15 protein-coding genes and 1 pseudogene are annotated in these 18,938 nt (G+C 66.4%); 14 read left to right on the top strand and 2 right to left on the bottom strand.

What is annotated here, in order from left to right; translation table 11 throughout:
- Positions 1-4 precede the first annotated feature (4 nt).
- Positions 5-142 (top strand): annotated as a pseudogene (locus ACIO5D_RS15835) (transposase); the annotation flags it as partial.
- 517 nt (positions 143-659) lie between these two features.
- Here the strand turns inward: ACIO5D_RS15835 and ACIO5D_RS15840 are convergent.
- On the bottom strand, positions 660-821 hold the full coding sequence (locus ACIO5D_RS15840; RefSeq protein ID WP_400760432.1) for a hypothetical protein: 162 nt from the start codon (positions 819-821) through the stop codon (positions 660-662).
- An 821-nt stretch (positions 822-1,642) separates the two neighbouring features.
- Positions 1,643-2,131 (bottom strand): helix-turn-helix domain-containing protein, encoded by a 489-nt coding sequence (locus ACIO5D_RS15845; protein ID WP_400760430.1) that lies wholly within the window; start codon positions 2,129-2,131, stop codon positions 1,643-1,645.
- Between the two features lie 421 nt (positions 2,132-2,552).
- Here ACIO5D_RS15845 and ACIO5D_RS15850 point away from each other — a divergent pair, with 421 nt between their 5' ends.
- The 13 genes from ACIO5D_RS15850 to ACIO5D_RS15910 all read left to right on the top strand — a co-directional run bounded on the left by ACIO5D_RS15850 (position 2,553) and on the right by ACIO5D_RS15910 (position 18,906).
- Positions 2,553-2,945 carry a hypothetical protein gene (locus ACIO5D_RS15850; RefSeq protein WP_400760428.1) on the top strand — a complete coding sequence of 131 codons (393 nt, stop codon included), beginning with the start codon at positions 2,553-2,555 and terminating at the stop codon, positions 2,943-2,945.
- A gap of 138 nt (positions 2,946-3,083) precedes the next feature.
- Positions 3,084-4,388, top strand: a complete 1,305-nt coding sequence (locus ACIO5D_RS15855; RefSeq protein WP_400760425.1) for a hypothetical protein — start codon at positions 3,084-3,086, stop codon at positions 4,386-4,388.
- A gap of 58 nt (positions 4,389-4,446) precedes the next feature.
- Entirely contained in the window at positions 4,447-6,645 is a 2,199-nt protein-coding gene (locus ACIO5D_RS15860) for a phage tail tip lysozyme (protein WP_400760424.1), read from the top strand.
- A gap of 254 nt (positions 6,646-6,899) precedes the next feature.
- Entirely contained in the window at positions 6,900-7,826 is a 927-nt protein-coding gene (locus ACIO5D_RS15865) for a hypothetical protein (protein ID WP_400760422.1), read from the top strand.
- Positions 7,823-8,524 (top strand): hypothetical protein, encoded by a 702-nt coding sequence (locus ACIO5D_RS15870; protein WP_400760420.1) that lies wholly within the window; start codon positions 7,823-7,825, stop codon positions 8,522-8,524. Before ACIO5D_RS15865 ends, ACIO5D_RS15870 begins: the two co-directional genes overlap by 4 nt.
- A gap of 74 nt (positions 8,525-8,598) precedes the next feature.
- Positions 8,599-9,387, top strand: coding sequence for a hypothetical protein (locus ACIO5D_RS15875; protein WP_400760418.1), 789 nt, complete (start codon positions 8,599-8,601; stop codon positions 9,385-9,387).
- On the top strand, positions 9,384-9,602 hold the full coding sequence (locus ACIO5D_RS15880; RefSeq protein ID WP_400760416.1) for a hypothetical protein: 219 nt from the start codon (positions 9,384-9,386) through the stop codon (positions 9,600-9,602). Before ACIO5D_RS15875 ends, ACIO5D_RS15880 begins: the two co-directional genes overlap by 4 nt.
- Before the next feature lie 63 nt (positions 9,603-9,665).
- Positions 9,666-10,190 (top strand): hypothetical protein, encoded by a 525-nt coding sequence (locus tag ACIO5D_RS15885; RefSeq protein WP_400760413.1) that lies wholly within the window; start codon positions 9,666-9,668, stop codon positions 10,188-10,190.
- Entirely contained in the window at positions 10,190-11,239 is a 1,050-nt protein-coding gene (locus ACIO5D_RS15890) for a hypothetical protein (RefSeq protein WP_400760410.1), read from the top strand. Before ACIO5D_RS15885 ends, ACIO5D_RS15890 begins: the two co-directional genes overlap by 1 nt.
- 94 nt (positions 11,240-11,333) lie before the next feature.
- Entirely contained in the window at positions 11,334-13,622 is a 2,289-nt protein-coding gene (gene mobL / locus ACIO5D_RS15895; protein WP_400760408.1) for a relaxase MobL, read from the top strand.
- 135 nt (positions 13,623-13,757) lie between these two features.
- Positions 13,758-14,294 (top strand): hypothetical protein, encoded by a 537-nt coding sequence (locus ACIO5D_RS15900; protein WP_400760405.1) that lies wholly within the window; start codon positions 13,758-13,760, stop codon positions 14,292-14,294.
- 651 nt (positions 14,295-14,945) lie between these two features.
- Positions 14,946-16,712 (top strand): AAA family ATPase, encoded by a 1,767-nt coding sequence (locus ACIO5D_RS15905; protein ID WP_400760403.1) that lies wholly within the window; start codon positions 14,946-14,948, stop codon positions 16,710-16,712.
- Between the two features lie 139 nt (positions 16,713-16,851).
- Positions 16,852-18,906: a hypothetical protein gene (locus ACIO5D_RS15910; RefSeq protein WP_400795559.1), complete on the top strand. Its 2,055-nt coding sequence runs from the start codon at positions 16,852-16,854 to the stop codon at positions 18,904-18,906.
- Positions 18,907-18,938: the final 32 nt, after the last annotated feature.

The raw sequence follows: 18,938 nt of genomic DNA on the forward strand, positions 1-18,938 counted from the left end.
CTCCGTGGGGATGAAGCACTACCCCGCCGAGTTCAAGGTGGACGCGGTCGCGTTCTACCGGTCGAGGCCGGGAGCGACGTTCAAGTCCGTCGCTGGTGGTCTCGGGGTGAACACCGAGACGCTGCGGAACTGGATCCGGGCCGCGGCGGGCTGCCGGATCCCCGCGCCGCCACGCCACCGCTGCACGGCGACATGCGTGGTGCCCAGGGCGATGCCGCGCTGCGCGGCGAGATCCCGCATGCGTTTGGCCAGGCCCTTGTTCGAGGCCCCCGCCTCCGCCATCAAGGCAGCTAAGCGATCATTCGGCACTTCTGACCCCCGGGCCATCCCAAAAGCGACGACGCGAGCACCCATGGTGACACAGGCGGCACGGGGGGGGTCAGGCGTGACCCCCCCCCGTCCACGGCAAAGCGTTCACGTGAACCCCCGCACTGGGGCCACCAGAAGTGCTTACAGACATGCGACAGCGATGTTCGGCGCCGGCGGGGCGGATCCGGCCTGTTTGTTGAGGAAGACCTCGACGTGTTGGCGGCGAAGCTCTTCGCCAACTGGCCGGAGGTCCGCGAGGAGTGTAAGGCTGAGCTCGGCCGCCTCCTGGCTGGCCCCTGAAGCACGAAAACTCCCCGGCTCACCGGGGCGTTTTCGTGTGTGCGCTCAGGTCAGCGCAGGCCGTCTGTGTCGTCGTGCTCTTCGCCGACCGGGAGTAGCCGACGACTGCCCCCCTGGTCCTCCCTGTAGATGACAGCGGAGACCGCGCTGTCGTAGGCATCGTTGAGGCCGTTGCCGCTTGCGCCTAGCATGTTCTCCCAGTCGATTCCCATGCCTACGAGCCTAGCTGTACTGCTCGAGGAACACGGAACTGCCGCTCGGGATCGGCGTACACCGTCACCGGGCTCGGGCCCGGCGCTCTCCCGCTCCGAACAAAGCTGTTTGCATAGCTTCTGCACCTGCTGGCACAGGTCGGTTATCACTGTGTCCTTCTCCCGCAGCATCTGCTCCTCCCCTACGAGCCGGCCCAGCTCGGCCTCGCGCCGGTCGGCGTCCTCTGGGCTGGGGCGAGCCCCACGGTCAATGGGGGCCCGGGCGGGCATACCGGCTGCCGCGCGCAGGTGTGCGGTGATCTGCCCGAGGGCTACCTGGGGCCGGGCGGGGTCGACCCTGTTCAGCGGGTGCCACTGCCAGGGGTCGGGAGGCGCGGCAGCGATCGACCTGTCGGGTACGCCGACAGGGGCGGCTTCGACGTCGTTGGTGGCTCTTCGGTTACCACCGAGCTGAGCCCAAACGGTTTACGGGGCGATCTCGGCGGGGCAAGGTGGGCAACCTGCCGTACGGATGGAATGCCCCCTGGCTCGCCCGTAGGAGGAGCAGCGTGGAACCCACCGTTCTGCCGTGGCTGCGGCATCACGCGTCGTGCCCAGACCCATTGCGTCGGCCGGTGGCGGCCGTTCAAGAGTTCTCGGCCGCCGAGTTCAATCCGTCCGGAGACTACGTCGACGGCCACCGCGGTCGCGGACCGATGCCGGGCCTGCGGCAGAGAGTTCGACCAGAGCCGACCGGAGGCGGAAGCCCGAGACGGTGAATGTCTACGACCGGGAGTTCGACCAAGCCGCCCGGAACAGCGTCATGAGCCTGGGCCTGGGACCTATCCAGCCAGGTTGTTGCGGGCATCACGCATCCGGGCGTCGAGAACGGCCTGGGTCTCAGGGTCGAGTTCGTAGTCGCCGGCGGTTTCAGGGTTGACGTCCAGCGCGTGAGAGCGGAAGCCCTCCCGCTCGGCGGAGAGCTGCTGGATGGTCCGGGTGATCCGGTGGATCTTCTGGCGCAGCCTCTCCCATTCCTGCTCGGCGAGGGCGAGCTCGGCGAGCTGGTTCTGGATCTCAGCCTCGTTCTCCCGGGCGTAGCTATCGCTGACCAGTGTGATCAGAGGAACCCCGAGAGCCTTGGCGGCGGTGACCGCCTCATCTAGTCTCACCGCGCGGGTCTGCTGCTCGATGCGCGTGATGGCGGTGGCGTCAAGGTTCGTGCCGAGCAGTGCGGACATACGGCGCGCCAGCTCCGCCTGGCTGATGCCGAGGCGTTCGCGTTCTTGACGGAGTCGGCGGGCGAAAAGGTCCCCGGGCAGTGGGTTCATGGCGGTATGGCACTTCCTGGTCAAGATCGCGATTGACGGGGCGTATGGGGGTGGCCCGCCTCGAAATTGAGCAGGCCAGCGTCGCAGCAGTGCTGGGGCAGCACATTACACATCTCGCACTGCGGATTCCACAGGAGTCCACCACGACCTGCGGTCGCGCGTTGCGGCGTCGATTCACCTAGCTTCCGAGCACCTTTCAACTGCTTGTCGATAGCCTTTCACGAACCTCTGCTATCCGCAGTTCGAATGGGGTACATTAGCCATCACGGACGTTCACATACATGAGCCGACAGGCGGGTCGGCGGCATGCAACCAGTCACTCAAGCTCTATCGGAACCCGCCCGGGTGGGCGAGCTGCGCTTGTCGCCTTGTGACTCACTGCCATGTCACTGAATGATTCGAAAGGCGAGAGGAAAGAACTATGACGAAGATCTACGAGGCAGCCGTCCTCACACAGGCCTCCCTGCCGAGCGCAGCCTGGGACCTGACGAGCTTCCTGCAGAACGCCAAGTCCCAGATCCAGCTCTGGGGCGGTCTTCTGCTCATGCTGCTCGGCGCCGCCGGCTTGATATGGGGCGGTGTGCTTCTGATCAAGAAGCTGATGGCCAACCCGCAGTCCGCGGGCAGCCAGCAGGGCTGGGGCACGATCGCGCTCCTCATCCTCGTCTGCGGAGCCCTGGGTACCGGCGGATGGTCGCTGATCTCGACGATCGGCTCCGGCGGCCAGCAGACCATCACGGACCTCGGCGGCGGCACGGTGATCGTCCAGACCGCCGATCAGGTCAGCGGGTTCCTGAGTGGCCCTTCCAAGTAGGAGGCCGTCACAGACCGTGCACAAGACCGGGGATAGAGGCGTCGAGCGGACCGGGTCGGTTGAGGTGCAAGGCCTCCTCCGGCCCGGTTCGGCATTTCCGGGACCGCAGCACAGCGCAGGCACGAAGGAGAGCAGAACATGGGGATCAAGGACAAGGCACTGGCCTTCAACAGGAAGTTCAAGCTCGACTCGCACCACGCGATCGAGCGCTTTGGGGTGTTCTTCGGCATCTTCGCGGTCACGGGTGCGATCGTGATCAGCGCATCGGGTGCCTTGGCGTACCAGGCGGAGCGTGACTCGCTATCGCAGACGGCGCTGTACACCAGCGACTTCAAGACGTCTAAGACGAATCTCGACGGCAGCGTCGACGGGGTCTACACCAACAAGAGCGGCAACAAGGCGCTCGTGATGATGCACTTCAGCCCGACCGCTCAGATCTCGTACAACGCCGCGGACTACAAGGCGTTCCTGCTCGGGTCGGACACCTCGCTGAACAGCGAGCCGGTCAGCACCAGCGGGATCAAGGGATCCTTCTACGTCTTCGGCTCGACCGGCTACGTCGGGGTCCTCCTGAACGCCGACCGGCCCTTCGACCGCCAGGTGCTGAACCTGACGGTCCGTGGGAACGCCGAACTCACCACTCCCGGAGCGAAGCAGCCGCAGAGCAGCGGCAAGCTGGCTAGCGACGAGACCTTCTCCAAGTACGACCAGTGGCGGGTCTTCTTCAATCCCGGCGCGTCCGGCGCCCAGAAGATCGCGGCGCTCGACGCCCTGGCCTTCGACCCTGCGCAGGCCTACTACGAGGTCGCGCTCAAGGCGAAGGAGGCCGAAGCCAGGGATGCCCTGGACCAGAAGCTCGTCGAGATGCGCACGAATCTGACGCAGATTCAGTCCTACACGTCCGACCTGCAGACGACGAAGCTCGACGGCCTGTTCCTGCGCCCGCCGACCGTCCCGGTCTCGATCGCCACCGACAAGATCACGGGCGTCTCCGCAGCCGAAGCGAAGGACGGCGTCTCGACGCTGGCACTGCAGACCGAGCACGTCGCCCCGGGCGGCTTCGACCTCAACTGGCGTCCAGGCAACGTCTACGACGGCTACCTCCACGCCCTGGTGCCGACCGGACAGAGCTACGCCCAGTTCTTCACCAAGAAGCGTGACGGGGGCTCGGATCCGACCAGCCGTCAGACCTCGGACATGCAGTGGATTCTCTCGGACGGCACCAGCCTCACCAGGGACTACCAGTCCTCTGACGTGACGATGCGCCCGCTCATGAACATCATGAACAACCTTTCACAGGCGTATCAGAACTACTCCAGGAACAAGTCCCAGTACGAGTCGGACCTCTCGCTCGACCTGCTCCGACTGGACGTGAGCTTGAGGGATGTGCAATCCAACAGCACCATTCGCGACGACAAGGACTTCCTCACCACGCTCTATTGAGTGCGGCGAGGAAGTTACGCAGCCCACCACCTGGCATTAAGCAGGAAAGGAAGACAACATGGCCACCGACAAGCCGAATCGGAGTCTCAAGAAAGGGACGGCGAAGGACCAGCCGAGCACGTCGGTGAGTCAGGGGATGCCCCGGCAGGGTCGTGGGACCAAGAGCCTCGGCCCTGAGGAGGGCACCGAGGGCCCACCCGAAGGCAAGGCCTGCGTGCCCAAGCAGTTCCCGGGGCCGGGAGCTGATTCTTCCGGTCCTTCTGGCGCGGCGAACACTGCGCCGAAGATGCCGGACGCGGCAAGCACCGCAGACACCACAGATGGTGCAGCGACCGCAGGCAAGGCGGCTGGCGCCGCGAATGCCGGGTCGAAGATCAAGCAGGGCATGAACGGCGTCGCCGGGAACATGGCCGGAGGCGCGGCCCAGAAGGCGATCGAGGGAGACGGCAGCAGCGCGACCCGCCGTAACGCCGGGCGCTACGCGGGGACTGCCGTCTCCGGTGCCGTGGCAGGCGCACAGGCCGGCGGGCTTCCGGGAGCTGCCATTGGTGCAGCGAAGAACGTCGGAGTCGAGGGGGCCCAGGACGCGGTCAAGGGCGTGTCCAAGGTCACCGGCGGCGGCCCGGACGCCAAGCCTGCCGACCAGCGTGAACTGGGTGCTGGCGGCACGGGCTACGAGCGCGGCGCGCCGAAGGACGACGAGGGCCTGGGCACGAAGGCGGCCAAGGGCGTCGCCGTCGGCGGTGGCGCGGCCACCGCCCCGCCAGCCATGGGCGTGGTCATGGCCATGGCCTTCCTGAACTGGCTGAAGGCCATGTTCTTCGCGGCCATGGCGATGGCTATCAACGCCGGGAAGCTGCTGTGGACGCTCTTCGTCAACATCCTCAAGGCGGTCGGCCACGCGATCGCTGCACCGTTCATGGCGATCGGCAGCTTCATAGCCAACACGGCCGGCGCGGTCTTGGGTGTCACGGTGACGGCCACGGTGGCCCCTGTCGCCGCCGCGATGACGGGCATAGCTGCGGTGACGGCCACCGTGGCCCTGCTGGGCACGGTCCTCACGGGCGTCCTCAACTCGACGGCGCAGACCGAGGGCAGCATCAACGCGAACGGGGCAGCGTGCGCCGTCAACGCAGGCAGCGTCGGCAACGGCTCCGGGGCTACCGTACCGGCGGACGTGGAGAAGAACGCCAAGGAGATCTACTCGGTGCTCAGCAGCTGGGGGATGCCGAAGGAGAACATCGCGGGCATCCTCGGCAACTGGTCACAGGAGTCCGGGATCGACCCGACGAGTGTGCAGAACTTCCCCACGGGAACGTACGCCATGACCGCTGCGAAGGCCAGCGCCGCACAGAACACGGACAACGGCATCGGTCTCGGACAGTGGACGGGCGGCCGTAACACATTGCTGCGCCAGTACGCGAAGAGCAAGGGCGTCGACTGGTTCACGATCAAGGCTCAGGTGGCCTTCATGGTCGATGGTGACAACCCGGGCGATGCCAGGGTCCTCAAGGACATGCTCAAGAGGTCGCAGGGCTCGCCGCGTGCGGCGGCGCTGCACTTCCACGAGAACTGGGAGCGCTCTGCCGACGGCGCGGCCGGGCTCACCGCACGAGGCGGCAAGGCCGAGATGTGGTTCGGCAAGATGAGCGGCTGGTCGGTCGACAGCTCGATCGTGGGCGGCGTCGAGAACATCGTCGGTGGGATCATCGAGGACGGAATCAACACGATCCTGGGCAACTGCACCTCCCAGGGCGGCAGTTCCGTCTTGCTGAAGAACGGCGGGATGACACAGGAGGAGGCCCAGGACCTCGTCGACCTTTTCAACAAGGAGGGCGACAAGTTCCTCGACGATCGGTACGGTCCGGGCGGAGGCCCTGGCTCCTGCGGCGACAACCACGCGATGAACTGCGTGAGCTTCTCGACGTACTTCGTGAACAAGTACACGACGTTCCAGACCTACCCGGTCGGCGACGGCAAGGAGACGGCATACACGATTGCCAGGGAGGCCGGCAAGCAGATGTCCTCGACCCCGACGGCGTACTCGGTGGGCTCCGGCCCGGGCTCAGGCCCCGCCGGCCACACTCTCGTGGTGCTCGGCGTCCAGGGCGACAAGGTCATCCTCGGCGAGGCCGGCTACTGCGCCTTCATGGGTCGGGTTCGTGTCGACAGTGCGGCGCGGATGGCGGCCGAGGGCTGGAAGTTCGTGGACATGTCGGATTCCATGCTCCCCTCCGGGGGGATCAAGACGGTCTGATGCGCTGCATCTGACCTGGGGGTGAGAAGCCGGTGCAGGGCGACCTGGGCACCGGCTTCTCCATGTCCGGCGCAGGCCATGCGTGCCGACTCTACTTTTCGACACTCCCATTGAATGGGTTCAGACTCGGCCGTTAATGCCTTTCTGTATAGACTTGAGTCGCCTATGAGGGCAACATGGAGTGAGGAGTGCGTTCGGTGACGACAGCCCATGACGAGTCCGATAGCCCGGGACCCGACCAGGAGACCGGATCGATGCCCGAGGAGAAGCCCGCGGCACCGAAGACGCGCAAGAAGGTCACCGGAGCTGAACTCGAAGAGCACTTCGCGGGCTGGGCGAAGCGCCAACGAGAACGGGGCCAGGTACCCAGCCGGGAGGACAACGCGCGTCTGATCCGACGCAGTGTGACCGCGGCGATGGGGGTCGGGATCCTTGCCCTGGTCGTCGCCACGGGCGTGGCCGGCGAGAGTTTCAAGGCGAGCACGGCGGACAACGAGGTCCAGCTCGTCCAGCTCAAGGGGCATCTGGACGATGCCCAGTCCACGCCCGTGACGACGGACGACGGCGCTCAGCTGTCCAAGCTCACCGAGGCGGCAGCCGCCGACGCGAAAAAGGTCGCGTCCGGGGAGCAGACCTTCGCCACGCTGTACCACCAGGCCGGCGTCCAGCCCAGCCCGAACAACGGGGTTCCGAACCAGGCCACGCTGGAGATCATCAAGCACCGCAGGGACATGGCCCCGCTGTTCAGCAAGAGCTCCTTCCTGGTCAGTGACGAGGAGGCGTACAGCACCTCGTCGCTGACGCCGTTCGATGCGACCACCGAGATCGACCCGCGCCACGCCTGGTACATCCGCTACGACGGCCAGAACGCAGCCGCCCCGAGCACGTACGCGTGGAAGGTCGAGACGGTGATGCCCGATCTGAGCGCGAAGGACGGCTCGGTCGCGACAAACCAGGCAAAGGTCGTCTGGCTGTGCCGGGACACGGAGAGCGGCGAGGTGCTCGCCTGGGCGAGCGCGCGCTACGTGCACAACGGGACGACCGGGGCCTTCGACCGCTTGGCGCTCGTGGTGACCGCCACTGGGGCTCAGTACGAACACCAGGTGATCAAGGTGGCGGCCGGGTCCGGAGTCCCTGAACTGGGCGACACGGGCCCACAGAAGAAGGACGGGAAGCGGTGACGGAGCAGCCGGCAGCGCCCACGCGGCGGGGATCCCTCCGACGCAACCTCGCGGCCCTGGTGACGGCGGCGACCCTCGCGGTCGTCGCGACGGTTGCCGGCGTGACCTGGAGCAGCCAGCGCGCGGCCCTGGCCGAGCAGGAAGCCCAGATCAACGATGTCGAGGGTCACCTGGCAGGCATCCAGAAGAAGAACGCCGAGCAGGTGAACGCGGACGTCATGGCGGCCCTGGGTGTCAGCCGGAACCGACTGAGCACCGACGGTGAGCGCATCACGTCGCTTCTCTCGACGACCTTCACGTGGGACTCGGGACAGGGCTACGAAGCGGCGCGCGAGAACCTGAAGAGCCGGTTCGGTCTCACCGAGAACGAGACGTTCCTGAAGTCGTTCATGCCTCCGTCGAGGTTCAACAAGGACGCCCAGGGGCGGCGTTACTACTACATCGACACGGTAGGCCTGAACTCGGCCCTCGGCGCGGATCCGGGCATCGAGGTCGTCGACGTCAAGGCGGGCTTCTACACCTACGCCGTGCTGGCCGACGTCGAGGTCACCTCCGACGCGGCGTCCCAGAACAAGGCGAGCAAAGCCAGCGTCACGGCGCACCGGCGCGCGCTGCTCTTCGTCACGGTCGACGCCCAGGGCAAGGTCTCGAATCTCTCCGGCACCCCAGCGAGTGGCGAGACCCGCCATTCCAAATGATCCAGACTCCCTTTCAACTCGCCTTATTGATAGAGTTGTATTGATATCTGAGTGGTACGGCGAGTTGGGGATCAATGGCATCGACACAGACCGGTGAGTCGGGTGAGGGCGTGGTACGCAAGACGCGCTTCGTCGCGACTTCCGCGTCCCCGTGGGAGGGCGCGGACACTCCTGAGCAGACGGAGCCCGCAGGCGGACTGTGCAAGCGCACGCTCGTAGTCGGCGTGAGCATGGGTGTGGGCGCGCTGCTGTGCTTCGCATTCTCCGCGGGGTTCTCCGGCGGTCAGGGCGCGGTGAGCGATACGGCTGCGCCGGAGATCTCCTCACTGCAGGAGCAGATCAGGATCACCGAGGCGAAGACGGCGGCGCTACCGAAGGCCGACGACGCCGAGCGTGGTCTGACCGCGGCCCTGACTGCGGCTGGTCAGGTCGCGGAGCTGCAGAACGACTACCGCTACCTGACTCCCAGCGTTGCAACCGATGTGGGAGAGCTCGACACGGCGACGTCTCATCGGACTCTGCGCAACCTCATGCCCTACTTCGCCCCCTCGGTGCACCAGGCGGACCTGAGGCCGTGGTATCTGCTCGCCAGTGACAAGGACGTGGCGGCTGGTGTCGGGATCCCGATGAGCTTCAACTCCGGCTTTGAGTGGATCGCCCAGGTGCCCTACCTGGTCAATGACGACGGCACCGTCACGGTGACCTGGCTGGCGATGGAGACCAGGACGGGTGCAGGCGAGAAACCGGCGGTGCTGGCCTGGGCCCGCGCCGATTACGGCCTGGTCCGCAAGGCATTCGTGAGTATCCAGACCGGCACGACGGCCCCGGGCGAGGCCCTGAAACAGGGGGTGAAGGCACCGTGAACGAGGAGATCAAGGACAGGCTGCGCCAGCACGCCGGGAAGATCCTGCTCGGCGGCAGCGGGGCGCTCCTCGCGCTCTCGGTGCTCACGCTCGTCTCCGGCCTGCTCAGCGACGGCACGGTGACGTCGCTGGACGCCTATCGGGCCTCCGGCAAGACCCGCGATGCCCTCGCTGCCGCCAGCGAGGAACGGCCCTCCCCCAAACCGACCGGGTGAGCGGAGCGCCCGCCGCTTCAGCACGCACCCCAGAAGACCCCGACGAGACGTGAGGACACGAACATGTCGACCCAGACCCTGGAGAAGACCGAGACGACCGCCCCGACGAGCACGGCCGCGACGGCGAAGGAGGCCACGGCGAAGGCCGTGAAGGAGCAGAAGGACTCGAAGCCGCGCACCGGATGGCGGCGTCTGGCCCCGAAGAAGGAGGCCGGCGGGTTCTCCGTCGTGGTGTGGGCGGGGTTCTTCCGGGCCATCGTCCTTCTCGCCGACTACGTGCTGGCGTTCGTCACGGCCGTGGTCATCATCCCGCTGCTGGGCGCATGGCTGCACCAGCAGTCGGGAGCATCCCGGGGCGCGCTCAGTGCGGACGGAACCGTCGCCATGTGGCTGATGCCGCTCCTCTTCCTGTCCGCACTGCTCGCCGCGGGCGAGATCGTCGTGATGCGCGGCATGTGGCGCTGGGCAACCCGGATGATCGCGAAGATCCGGAACGCCCGGGGCGAGGCGGCCGGGGTCGACGTCACACCGAAGTCCACGACGAGGACCACCAACCAGAGCAAGACCAACCGCAAGAGGAGCAAGTGATGCGCACCGCAGGACTGACCATGAACGACGTATGGGCCCACCGTGTCCTGCGTGAACGGGGAGTGGAGACGTACCGGCTGGAGGGGGTGACCGCCGAGCTCGGCGTCATGGTCGAATCGCTCGACCTCAAGCACCGGAGCAAGGAGGAGAACTACCGACCGTATCTGCACATGACGGGCGAGCTCCGCTCGGTCACCCCGGCCACGGCGCTGCCGTTCGGCATCTCCCAGGTGACCTACTCCCCCGGCCAGGGCGAGAAGGTCGATGCTTTCTACGAGTTCGATGACCAGCAGTTGGTCGTGCTCGCCAGCAAGGGCTACTTCACAAGCGGCTTCGCCGTGCCCGAGCAGGTCACTGGAATCGAGTGGGAGCTGCCGGCCACGGCGGACATGCTCGTGCTCGCTCCGTCGGGGGCACAGACCGAAGACGGTACGCCCGTGGTCTTCACCCAGATCCACGGCATCGGGGGCCTGGAGATCGATCTCGAGTCCAGCGGCTACGACCTCGCTGGCTACTTCGCCGACCACTCCAAGAACGGCGTCCCGCGGACTGAGGCTGTGGTCGATGCGCGCGGACTGAAGGCGCGCTCGGACGCGATCAACTCCCTGTTCACCGAAGCCGAGCTGGGCCTGGACACCGACGTCGAGCAGATCGTCGGGGCGCCCGTGCCCGAGGCAGCGCCGGTTGTCGACGGCATGAGCGCTCGCCTGCGGCAGATCGAGGCGGAGATCGCCGCCGAACGGGAGCAGTACCAGACCGAGCGTGCGAGCACCGAGGGCACCACGGAGAACCTCTACCGGAAGCGTGTGGCCGCACCACTGCACAGGGCCGAAGAGCAGAAGGCGCCGTCCGCTCCCCCGGTCCCGGCCCGTGAGGCGCAGCGCGACCTGAACCCGGATCTCGGCCTGGAGCTGGAGGAGCGGGAGCGAGAGGCCCGTCGACGTGAGGCCGGGCCCGTCCCGAGCCTGCACGAGCGCAAGCGCCAGGTGGCCCAGCGTGCGGCCGATCTGGACTTCGGCGAGGACGGCGAGCAGAGCCTGGGTTCCTGAGGACGGATCAGGCACGACGAGCAAGGCCCCGGTTGCTGGCGTACGGCAGCCGGGGCCGTAGTGCATCGGTAGCGAGACAGGAAGGAGAGCAACGATGAGCCTGAAGCAGGGCATCGTGATCGTCAATGAGTTCAGCGTGCCGCTGCCCGGCGGCAAAGGATCGCGCGGCGCGACGCCGGGCGACTACGTCACCCGGTACATGGCCCGCGAACAGGCGACGGAGTCACTGGCTCCGATCCAGCGCCTGCGCACCGACGACTTCATCCTGCGCTACATGGCGCGGGAGTCAGCCGTCGAGCGCGCCGGTATCTCGCGGGGCGCGGCGAAGCGTGAGATGCGCCAGGCCCAGGGCAAAGGCGGCGTGGCTTTCGGCTACGGCTCGGTCTCGCTCTCCGACGAGCAGCTCAAGGCGGCCAGCAAGGACATCCAGCACTACTTCGACGCCGGGCACACCGTACTGAAGACCGTGCTGTCCTTCGACGAGAAGTACCTGCGGAAGCACAAGATCGTCGACGAGGACTTCCACTGCGAAGCCCGCGGTGACTACCGCGGGCACATCGACCAGATGAAGCTGCGCATGGCGATCATGCACGGCCTGGAGCGGATGAGCTCGGGCACCAGCGGCTTCGACGACCTGCGCTACGTCGGGGTCATCCAGATCGACACCGAGCACGTGCACTGCCACCTGGCCATGGTCGACGGCGGCCGGGGCCAGGTGACGAAGAACGGCACACAGCGCGGCAAGCTGCTGGACCGGCACAAGTCCCGGCTGCGCCGCGGCATCGATACCTGGCTCGACGAGAAGCAGGCGGTGGCTCACCTCTCCAGCGCCGTCGGCTACGAGCGGCGCAACGTCACCACCTTCATCAAGCGGTGGGCGCACGAGCGCATCCGCGCCGAGTCTCTGCCGCAGTTCCTGCTCGCCTGCCTACCCGCGGACCGAACTCTGTGGCGCGCCGGCTCGAACGACGCTCGCATGCGCAAGGCGAACCAGCTGGTGACCGAGCTCGTTAAGGAGCAGCTCGAACGTGCCGGGTCCCCGATGCCGGAGGCCATGGAGCAAATCGTGGACTACGCCAACGAGCGCCGCGCGAAGGAATCCCTGAGCACGGAGGAATGGCAGAAGCTGGTCGAGCGGGGACGCGTACAGATCATGGAGCGCGCCGTCAACGGCGTCTACCAGATGCTGAGGGCCATACCGGAGTCGGAGCTGCGCGTGCGTACGCCGATGCTCGACGTCATGGGGATGGACTATCAGCAGATGGCGGTGCTGGCTACGGATCGGCAGGGGGGCGACGAGAACGCGGGAGCTGATCTGGTCTCCTTCGGCTTCCGGCTGCGCAGCTACGCCTCACGTCTGCAGCACCACTGGGAGAAGGTCGGGGTCTACCGCGACCTCGCGCAGCAGTGGGAACGGGCCGAGAAGGCCGGCACGGCCGCTGAGGACTCGCGCCCGCTCTATGACTTCTACCGCTTCGAGGAGGGCTACCACCGGCAGTTGGTGAGCAAGTACAGGCGCTTCCTGCCCCTCCTCGGGGACGGCGGCCAGTGGTACGAGCAGCAGCAGGAGATGGCGACCTACGGCCAGCGGCTGCTTTCGCTCATGGCGCTGCGCGCGGACACCTCCCTGCAGCGGATGAAGGACCCCGAGGAAGCCGAGAGGCTGGGCCGGACAATCTACGATCAGCCCGGCGGCAGGCTCCTGGCCGAGGGCAAGCACGGCCGGGCGGTGCTGGACGCCCGCATCCGGACGATGAAGCAGTCCTATGACCAGAAGGTGGACGATCTGCGGGCCGATCTCGCTTGCTCCGGCCTGGTGCTGCGCGTGGGGTCGAGCGCCGGGGATCCGGCGAGCACGGAGACCGACGTGGTCAGCGCGGACTTCGAGATTGTTGCCGGTGCCGCGGATGACTTCGACGAGGTCAAGGCCTTGGACCTGCACCACCTGGGCTACGACTTCGTCACCGACGTCGAGATCGGGCCGCGCGCACGCCAGAACTTCGCCGGGACGACCCTGGACCGCCGACGGCTGCTGCTGGCGGCGATGGACTACCTGGACCAGTCCGGCCAGGCCGAGGCGATTCCCGACCTGCCGGTGGACGATGTCGCGGCGATGACACGGGTCTCCCGGGAGCTGACGTCTCAGCGGACGGACAGGGGATCTGGCCCGCTCGTGTTGCGTTCCCGGATCGCGGAGCTGCGCGCCGAGCGCGAGCAGGCCGAGCGGATGCGGCGGTCCGAGGCTCCGCCGCTGGACGCCGGTCTCGTCGTGCGGGTCCAGGCCCAGGTCGATCAGGCGGTGACCTCAATGGACGCCGGAATGGGATTGGACTCGAATCCATCCCCTATCTCGACCTACTCAGAGCTCGACCAGAAAGACTAGTCAAAGACTTGCCGAATGTCACATCGCAGCATTAGCGTAAGGAGCGTTCGACGGGGAATCGACTCCCCGTCTGGGCAATGTGACTGATCACGTCCGACTTGTCAGAGGGCAGTCGGAGCAAATGAGGATGAGATCATGGCACTTCTCAAGGGCAAGGGCGCGATGACCGGCGTCAACCTCATCGCGAAGGTCTACAAGAACGGCGTTACGAGGGACAGCAAGTCCCAGTACGCCGACGTCCAGCTCGACGCTCGAGATCCGCGCGGCCCGGCACAGACGGACCTGCACCTGAAGTCCGATCGGATCCAGGGCGAGAACGGCAAGGTCCACTACAACAACGGCGCTCCGTACTCCACCCGCCAGATGGAGGAGATCGCCAAGGCCGCAGGGCCGAACACCGAGCCGATCCTGGACAAGGGCGGCAACGAGGTCGGCACCATCTACGGCTTCAAGGGCAACGTGATGCCCGCGACACGTGGCACCGGCCTGGTGGTCAACACCAAGTCTGTCGAGGCCTCCGAGTTCAAGGTCGACAACAAGACGCTGGACAACCAGTTCGCGTCCATGCGCGCCGCCCGCGAGGCACAGGCCGCGGCCAAGGAGTCGCAGGCTCAGGCCGCGGCTGTCGAACCCAAGCAGGCGGTCGAGGTCGACGAGCCGACGGTCGGCTGAGGCTGAGTCAAGCCCCTTCTGAAAATACCGGTGGCCGTCCCTGTTCGCGCAGGAACGGCCACCACTGACTCGCCCGAGTCGCTACACCACCAGCACTGGAACCCAAACCAACCACTGGGGTGCCCTGGCAGGCGCGTATTACCGCGCCGTGCTCAGAATAGTCATGTCCGGGATCAGCTGGAGTCCAGCTCCAGGGTTCGGCTGGCTGTCCGACAACGCCGGGGCCTCTGGGCCGACCAGTGGAAGGCCGACAGCGCCAAGGGGCTCGCGGACGGCGTTCTACAGCTCGACTGGCGCAAGTGCTGTGGTGGGTACCACAGTCACAACTTCACGGCCTCACCGGTCGTCTAGCGAGCCCAGCTGACCAGCCCTTCAATGGCCGCCGTGCCGTCAGGCCGGTTCCGCCCGCCCGAGCATTCAGAGGGCGCCGTCAATCCCCGACGGCGCCCTCTCCCCCTCAGCGAAGCACCGGAACTTGTGACCCGCAGACCGCGCAGTGCGGGGCCCGACAAAGGCCTCGGTCCGCGAGCCCGAGTACGGGGGGGTGAGCGACAGCAACCAGAGCACGTCACGAGAGGCGCCGGAGTCCATGGTGCGACCTCTCTCATTTCCCCGCCATATCTGCACTCCAGTGGAGAGGTCTTGCGCGGCATGTTTCAAGAGGCGCAGCTCAACGAGCGCTACCGGCTCCTTTCCAAGCTCTCGGAGCCGCTGAAGAAGGCCGAGCGCGACATCGTCGGCCGCGAGCACGAGATGACACAGCTGCTGGCCTCGATGAGCCGTCCCGAGCTGTGCAACGCGCTCCTGCTGGCCGAAGCCGGCACGGGCAAGACGGCCCTGGTCCAGGCCACGATGCTGGTCGACAAGGACCGCCTCTACCTCGAAGTGGATCCGGCGCGCATGGTCTCCGCGGCGGGCAGTGCCGAGAACATGGCCGCGATGCTCAAGGGCTTCTTCGACGAGGCCGAGGACTTCGTCAGGGACGAGATGCACGAACTGGTCCTCTTCATCGACGAGTTCCACCAGATCGCTCAGCTCTCCGACGCCACCGTCGAGGCGATCAAGCCGGTCCTGGCTGCCTCGGGAACCCGCGGCATCAGGATCATCGCGGCGACGACCTACGAGGAGTTCCACAAGCACATCTCGCCGAACCAGCCGCTCGTCGAGCGACTGCAGCGCATCAACCTCAGCCCGCCGGACCAGGCGACGACCATCAAGATCCTTCAGGGTATGGCCGAACGGTACGGGGTGGCGGGCGAGTTCTACGACGACCACATCTTCCGGCAGATCTACGAGTACACCCAGCGCTACATGCCGGCCAGCGCCCAGCCGCGCAAGTCGATTCTCGTGCTCGACTCCATGGTCGGCTGGCATCGCCTGACGCACCGGCCGATGGACCGGGCCCTGCTCTCGGACGTACTCATGGAGACCCTGAACGTCAACGTGGCCTTCAAGGTCGACGGCGCGAAGATCAAGAAGCAGCTGGACGAGAAGGTGTTCAGCCAGGACTGGGCAACCGGCGCGGTGGCACGTCGTCTGCAGCTGTCGGTGGCGGACCTCAACGACAAGGGAAAGCCGATGGCGAGCCTGCTGTTCACGGGCTCCACCGGTGTCGGCAAGACCGAACTCACCAAGCAGCTGGCGAAGCTGCTGTTCGGCGACGACCAGCGGCACCTGATCCGGTTCGACATGACGGAGTACGCCGAGGACACCTCGTTCGCGGCCTTCCGCTCCGAGCTCACCAAGCGTGTGTGGGACCTCTCCCACGCTGTGCTGCTTTTCGACGAGGTCGAGAAGGCCTCGGCGATGGTCACGCGCGTGCTGCTGCAGGTGCTCGACGACGGCCGGCTCAACGACGACAACAACCGTGAGGTGAGCTTCCTCAACACGTACATCGTGCTGACGACGAACGCCGGCTCGGAGATCTACAAGAGCATCTCGCAGTACGCCGCCGACGACACCGGCTCGGGCAAGCAGCTGATGGAGTACGAGAAACTCATCCGCCGCTCCATCTCCTCGACGACGGGCGACAACCGGTTCCCGCCCGAGCTGCTGGGTCGTATCGACGCGATCGTCCCTTTCCAGCCGCTGTCACTGCCGACGCAGCAGAAGATCGTGCGGAAGAAGCTGCGCCAGATGGTGCAGGAGGTGTTCGTCAAGCACAACGTACGGGTCGACGTCGATTCAAGGGTCCTGCAGTACCTCATCGAGGACAAGGGCGACACCGACTCCGATGCCGGTGGCGCGCGTGCGGCCGTGTCGAAGCTGACCGATGAGGTCACCACCGCGGTGGCGACGTTCCTCAACGAGCACCCAACGCAGCGACGGATCCGCATCGACGTCGTCGGCGACCTGGTCAGCGACGACAAGAACCTGCTGAGTTCCGATGCCTACGTCGAGGTCAGTGCGGTGCGATGAGTCAGTCAAGGACGACGGCAACCAGTGACCAATGAGTCGATAGCCCATCCACTCCCTTTAGTTGCCTACTCGGATAGGGCGGCGATAGGGTCTCATAAACTAGGCGAACTGTGTTCTTTTGGCGAAGGGATCGGGATCAATGGGCATTCTGGGAACGGCATCGGTCCGCCAGAGGAAGGAACGGAAGAAGAAGCCCGACGAGCTTCTGGCCTCCGTGGTGAGAGAGACGGCGATCCCGGCCGCAGTCGAGCTGCTGCGGTCGAACACTCCGTTCGTCCTTCCCAGCGGTACGGCCTGGGTGATGCTTGTGCTTGCAGCCGACGACATCGGCGGCTTGAGCAAGCGGCACGGCCGGGACGAAGCGAAGGGCTCGATCATCGAGCTCATCAGCTCCGACCAGATCCGCACGGTGGCCACGGCGGAGATGATCGAAGAGGAGGTCTTCGGCATCATCCCCACCGGCGAGACTCTCGCGCGCGCGGAGGAGTACTCGCTGCTCACCGGCGCCACTTACGCCTGGGCCGTCGTGTGGCAGAAGCCCGGCGGCGATCTCCTCGTCGATCTGGTGAACGATGCGACCTTCGCGCAGGCGCGCTCCGTCCTCGCAGGCACCACGAGTCTCGAAGAGGCCCTGGGCGAGAAGGCGTGGGCGGAGCACAGCGGCCTGGTCGCCGAGGCCGGGGCCATCGGCACTGTCCCCGCGGTCCTCGGGGAGGACGAGGGGGATCCGATCTTCGACGAGATCCCCGAGGACGAGGGGGCTGACGAGGGCCCGGACGACGAGCCGCTCTTCAGCGACGTCGTCGACGACGAGGAGGCGGACACACCCATGTTCGACGAGGACGACGCGGGCACCGCTCCGGTCGAATCGGGGCCGGACTACGACGGCGACGAGGTGGCCGGCTACGAGGGTTTCGACGAGACCGACGCCGGCTACGGCATCGAGGGTGACTACCAGGAGGCCGGCGACACTGTGCTGCCGGCCGATCAGACCCAGGTGCGCGACGTCATCGCCCGCCGGTTCCTCTCCGAGGAGCTGAACCTGGATATCCGGCTCGATGAGTTCAACGCGACCTTCGCCATCGGCGCACCGGTCGTGCAGATCGCTGTGCCCGAGGGCGCGACGGAGTGGCTCGGGGACCAGGTCGCCCAGCTCAACAGGCAGGCCAACGCCGACCTGACGCAGCTCCGTTCCGCGCACGAGGATGAGCTGCGTGCGCTCTACGTCAACCTCATGTCGGCGCACACCGAGCAGGTCATCCGCGATGTGGCCACCGACCGCGCGGGCTCCCGGTACAAGCTGCTGAAGGACGCCGCCGAGTCCGAGCACCAGCAGCGGCAGACGGAGAAGGACGAGAAGATCCGGGCCCGCCGGGCGGAGATCGCCAAGGACTACGAGTCGCAGGCCTCCAAGGTGGCCCAGCAGGCGGCGCTCTCGGCGGAACTGCAGTACAAGGAGCGCAACCGCTCGAAGATGGAGCGCGAGCAGATCGACTCCGTCGCCGTGATCGAACGGGACATCGAGGATACCCACGCGCACAACCGGCAGGAGATCCTGCGGGTCCGGCGCTCGGACGCGACGCTGAAGATGCAGACCGGGCAGACCCGGATCTTCGAGGTTCTGGCCGAGCGGCAGTCGGAGTACCTGGCGGCCGAGGAGAAGCGCCTGAACCGGTGGAAGTCCGAGATCCAGCGGATCGTCGACGACAACCGCAAGGCCGACATCGCCCAGTCCGAGACGCTGGCCGAGCACCTGCGGACCAAGGACGAGATCGGCGTCCTACGCCGGGAGCAGCAGGGCCTCCTGGAGTCGGTGCGCGCTGAGCACGCCGACCGGATCCGCCGGATGAGGGAAGAGCTCGAACGCAACCGCAAGGACGCCATCACGCAGATGACGGCTCGGGACACCGAGTGGCAGCACAACCTCGACCTGGAGAAGGAGAAGACCAGCTCTCAGGTGGCGCGGGCCACCGACCTGCTCCAGCAGCTGTCGACGGTCGAGGATTCCGTGGCCAGGCGGTATGAGGTGCGCCTGGCGGAGATGCAGGCCGACAAGGAGTCCTACGCCAACGAGCTGGCGCGGGCCTCCGAGATGCAGAGCCGCTCGAACAAGATCCTCGTCGTCATGATCGTCACGCTCTCGCTCCTGATGGGCGTGGCCGGCTTCATCGTCGGGGTGGTCTTGGCCCGTTGAGCGATCCGGTCAGTCCGACGGGGTGATCTTAC

The organism is Kitasatospora sp. NPDC087315, assembly GCF_044744345.1.
Lineage (GTDB): Bacteria > Actinomycetota > Actinomycetes > Streptomycetales > Streptomycetaceae > Kitasatospora.

Coding starts and splice junctions, on each gene's coding strand:
- ACIO5D_RS15885 (WP_400760413.1), top strand. CDS start 9,666: ATGTCGACCCAGACCCTGGAGAAGACCGAGACGACCGCCCCGACGAGC.
- ACIO5D_RS15855 (WP_400760425.1), top strand. CDS start 3,084: ATGGGGATCAAGGACAAGGCACTGGCCTTCAACAGGAAGTTCAAGCTC.
- ACIO5D_RS15890 (WP_400760410.1), top strand. CDS start 10,190: ATGCGCACCGCAGGACTGACCATGAACGACGTATGGGCCCACCGTGTC.
- ACIO5D_RS15905 (WP_400760403.1), top strand. CDS start 14,946: ATGTTTCAAGAGGCGCAGCTCAACGAGCGCTACCGGCTCCTTTCCAAG.
- ACIO5D_RS15865 (WP_400760422.1), top strand. CDS start 6,900: ATGCCCGAGGAGAAGCCCGCGGCACCGAAGACGCGCAAGAAGGTCACC.
- ACIO5D_RS15850 (WP_400760428.1), top strand. CDS start 2,553: ATGACGAAGATCTACGAGGCAGCCGTCCTCACACAGGCCTCCCTGCCG.
- mobL (WP_400760408.1), top strand. CDS start 11,334: ATGAGCCTGAAGCAGGGCATCGTGATCGTCAATGAGTTCAGCGTGCCG.
- ACIO5D_RS15860 (WP_400760424.1), top strand. CDS start 4,447: ATGGCCACCGACAAGCCGAATCGGAGTCTCAAGAAAGGGACGGCGAAG.
- ACIO5D_RS15910 (WP_400795559.1), top strand. CDS start 16,852: ATGGGCATTCTGGGAACGGCATCGGTCCGCCAGAGGAAGGAACGGAAG.
- ACIO5D_RS15875 (WP_400760418.1), top strand. CDS start 8,599: ATGGCATCGACACAGACCGGTGAGTCGGGTGAGGGCGTGGTACGCAAG.
- ACIO5D_RS15840 (WP_400760432.1), bottom strand. CDS start 821: ATGGGAATCGACTGGGAGAACATGCTAGGCGCAAGCGGCAACGGCCTC.
- ACIO5D_RS15900 (WP_400760405.1), top strand. CDS start 13,758: ATGGCACTTCTCAAGGGCAAGGGCGCGATGACCGGCGTCAACCTCATC.
- ACIO5D_RS15845 (WP_400760430.1), bottom strand. CDS start 2,131: ATGAACCCACTGCCCGGGGACCTTTTCGCCCGCCGACTCCGTCAAGAA.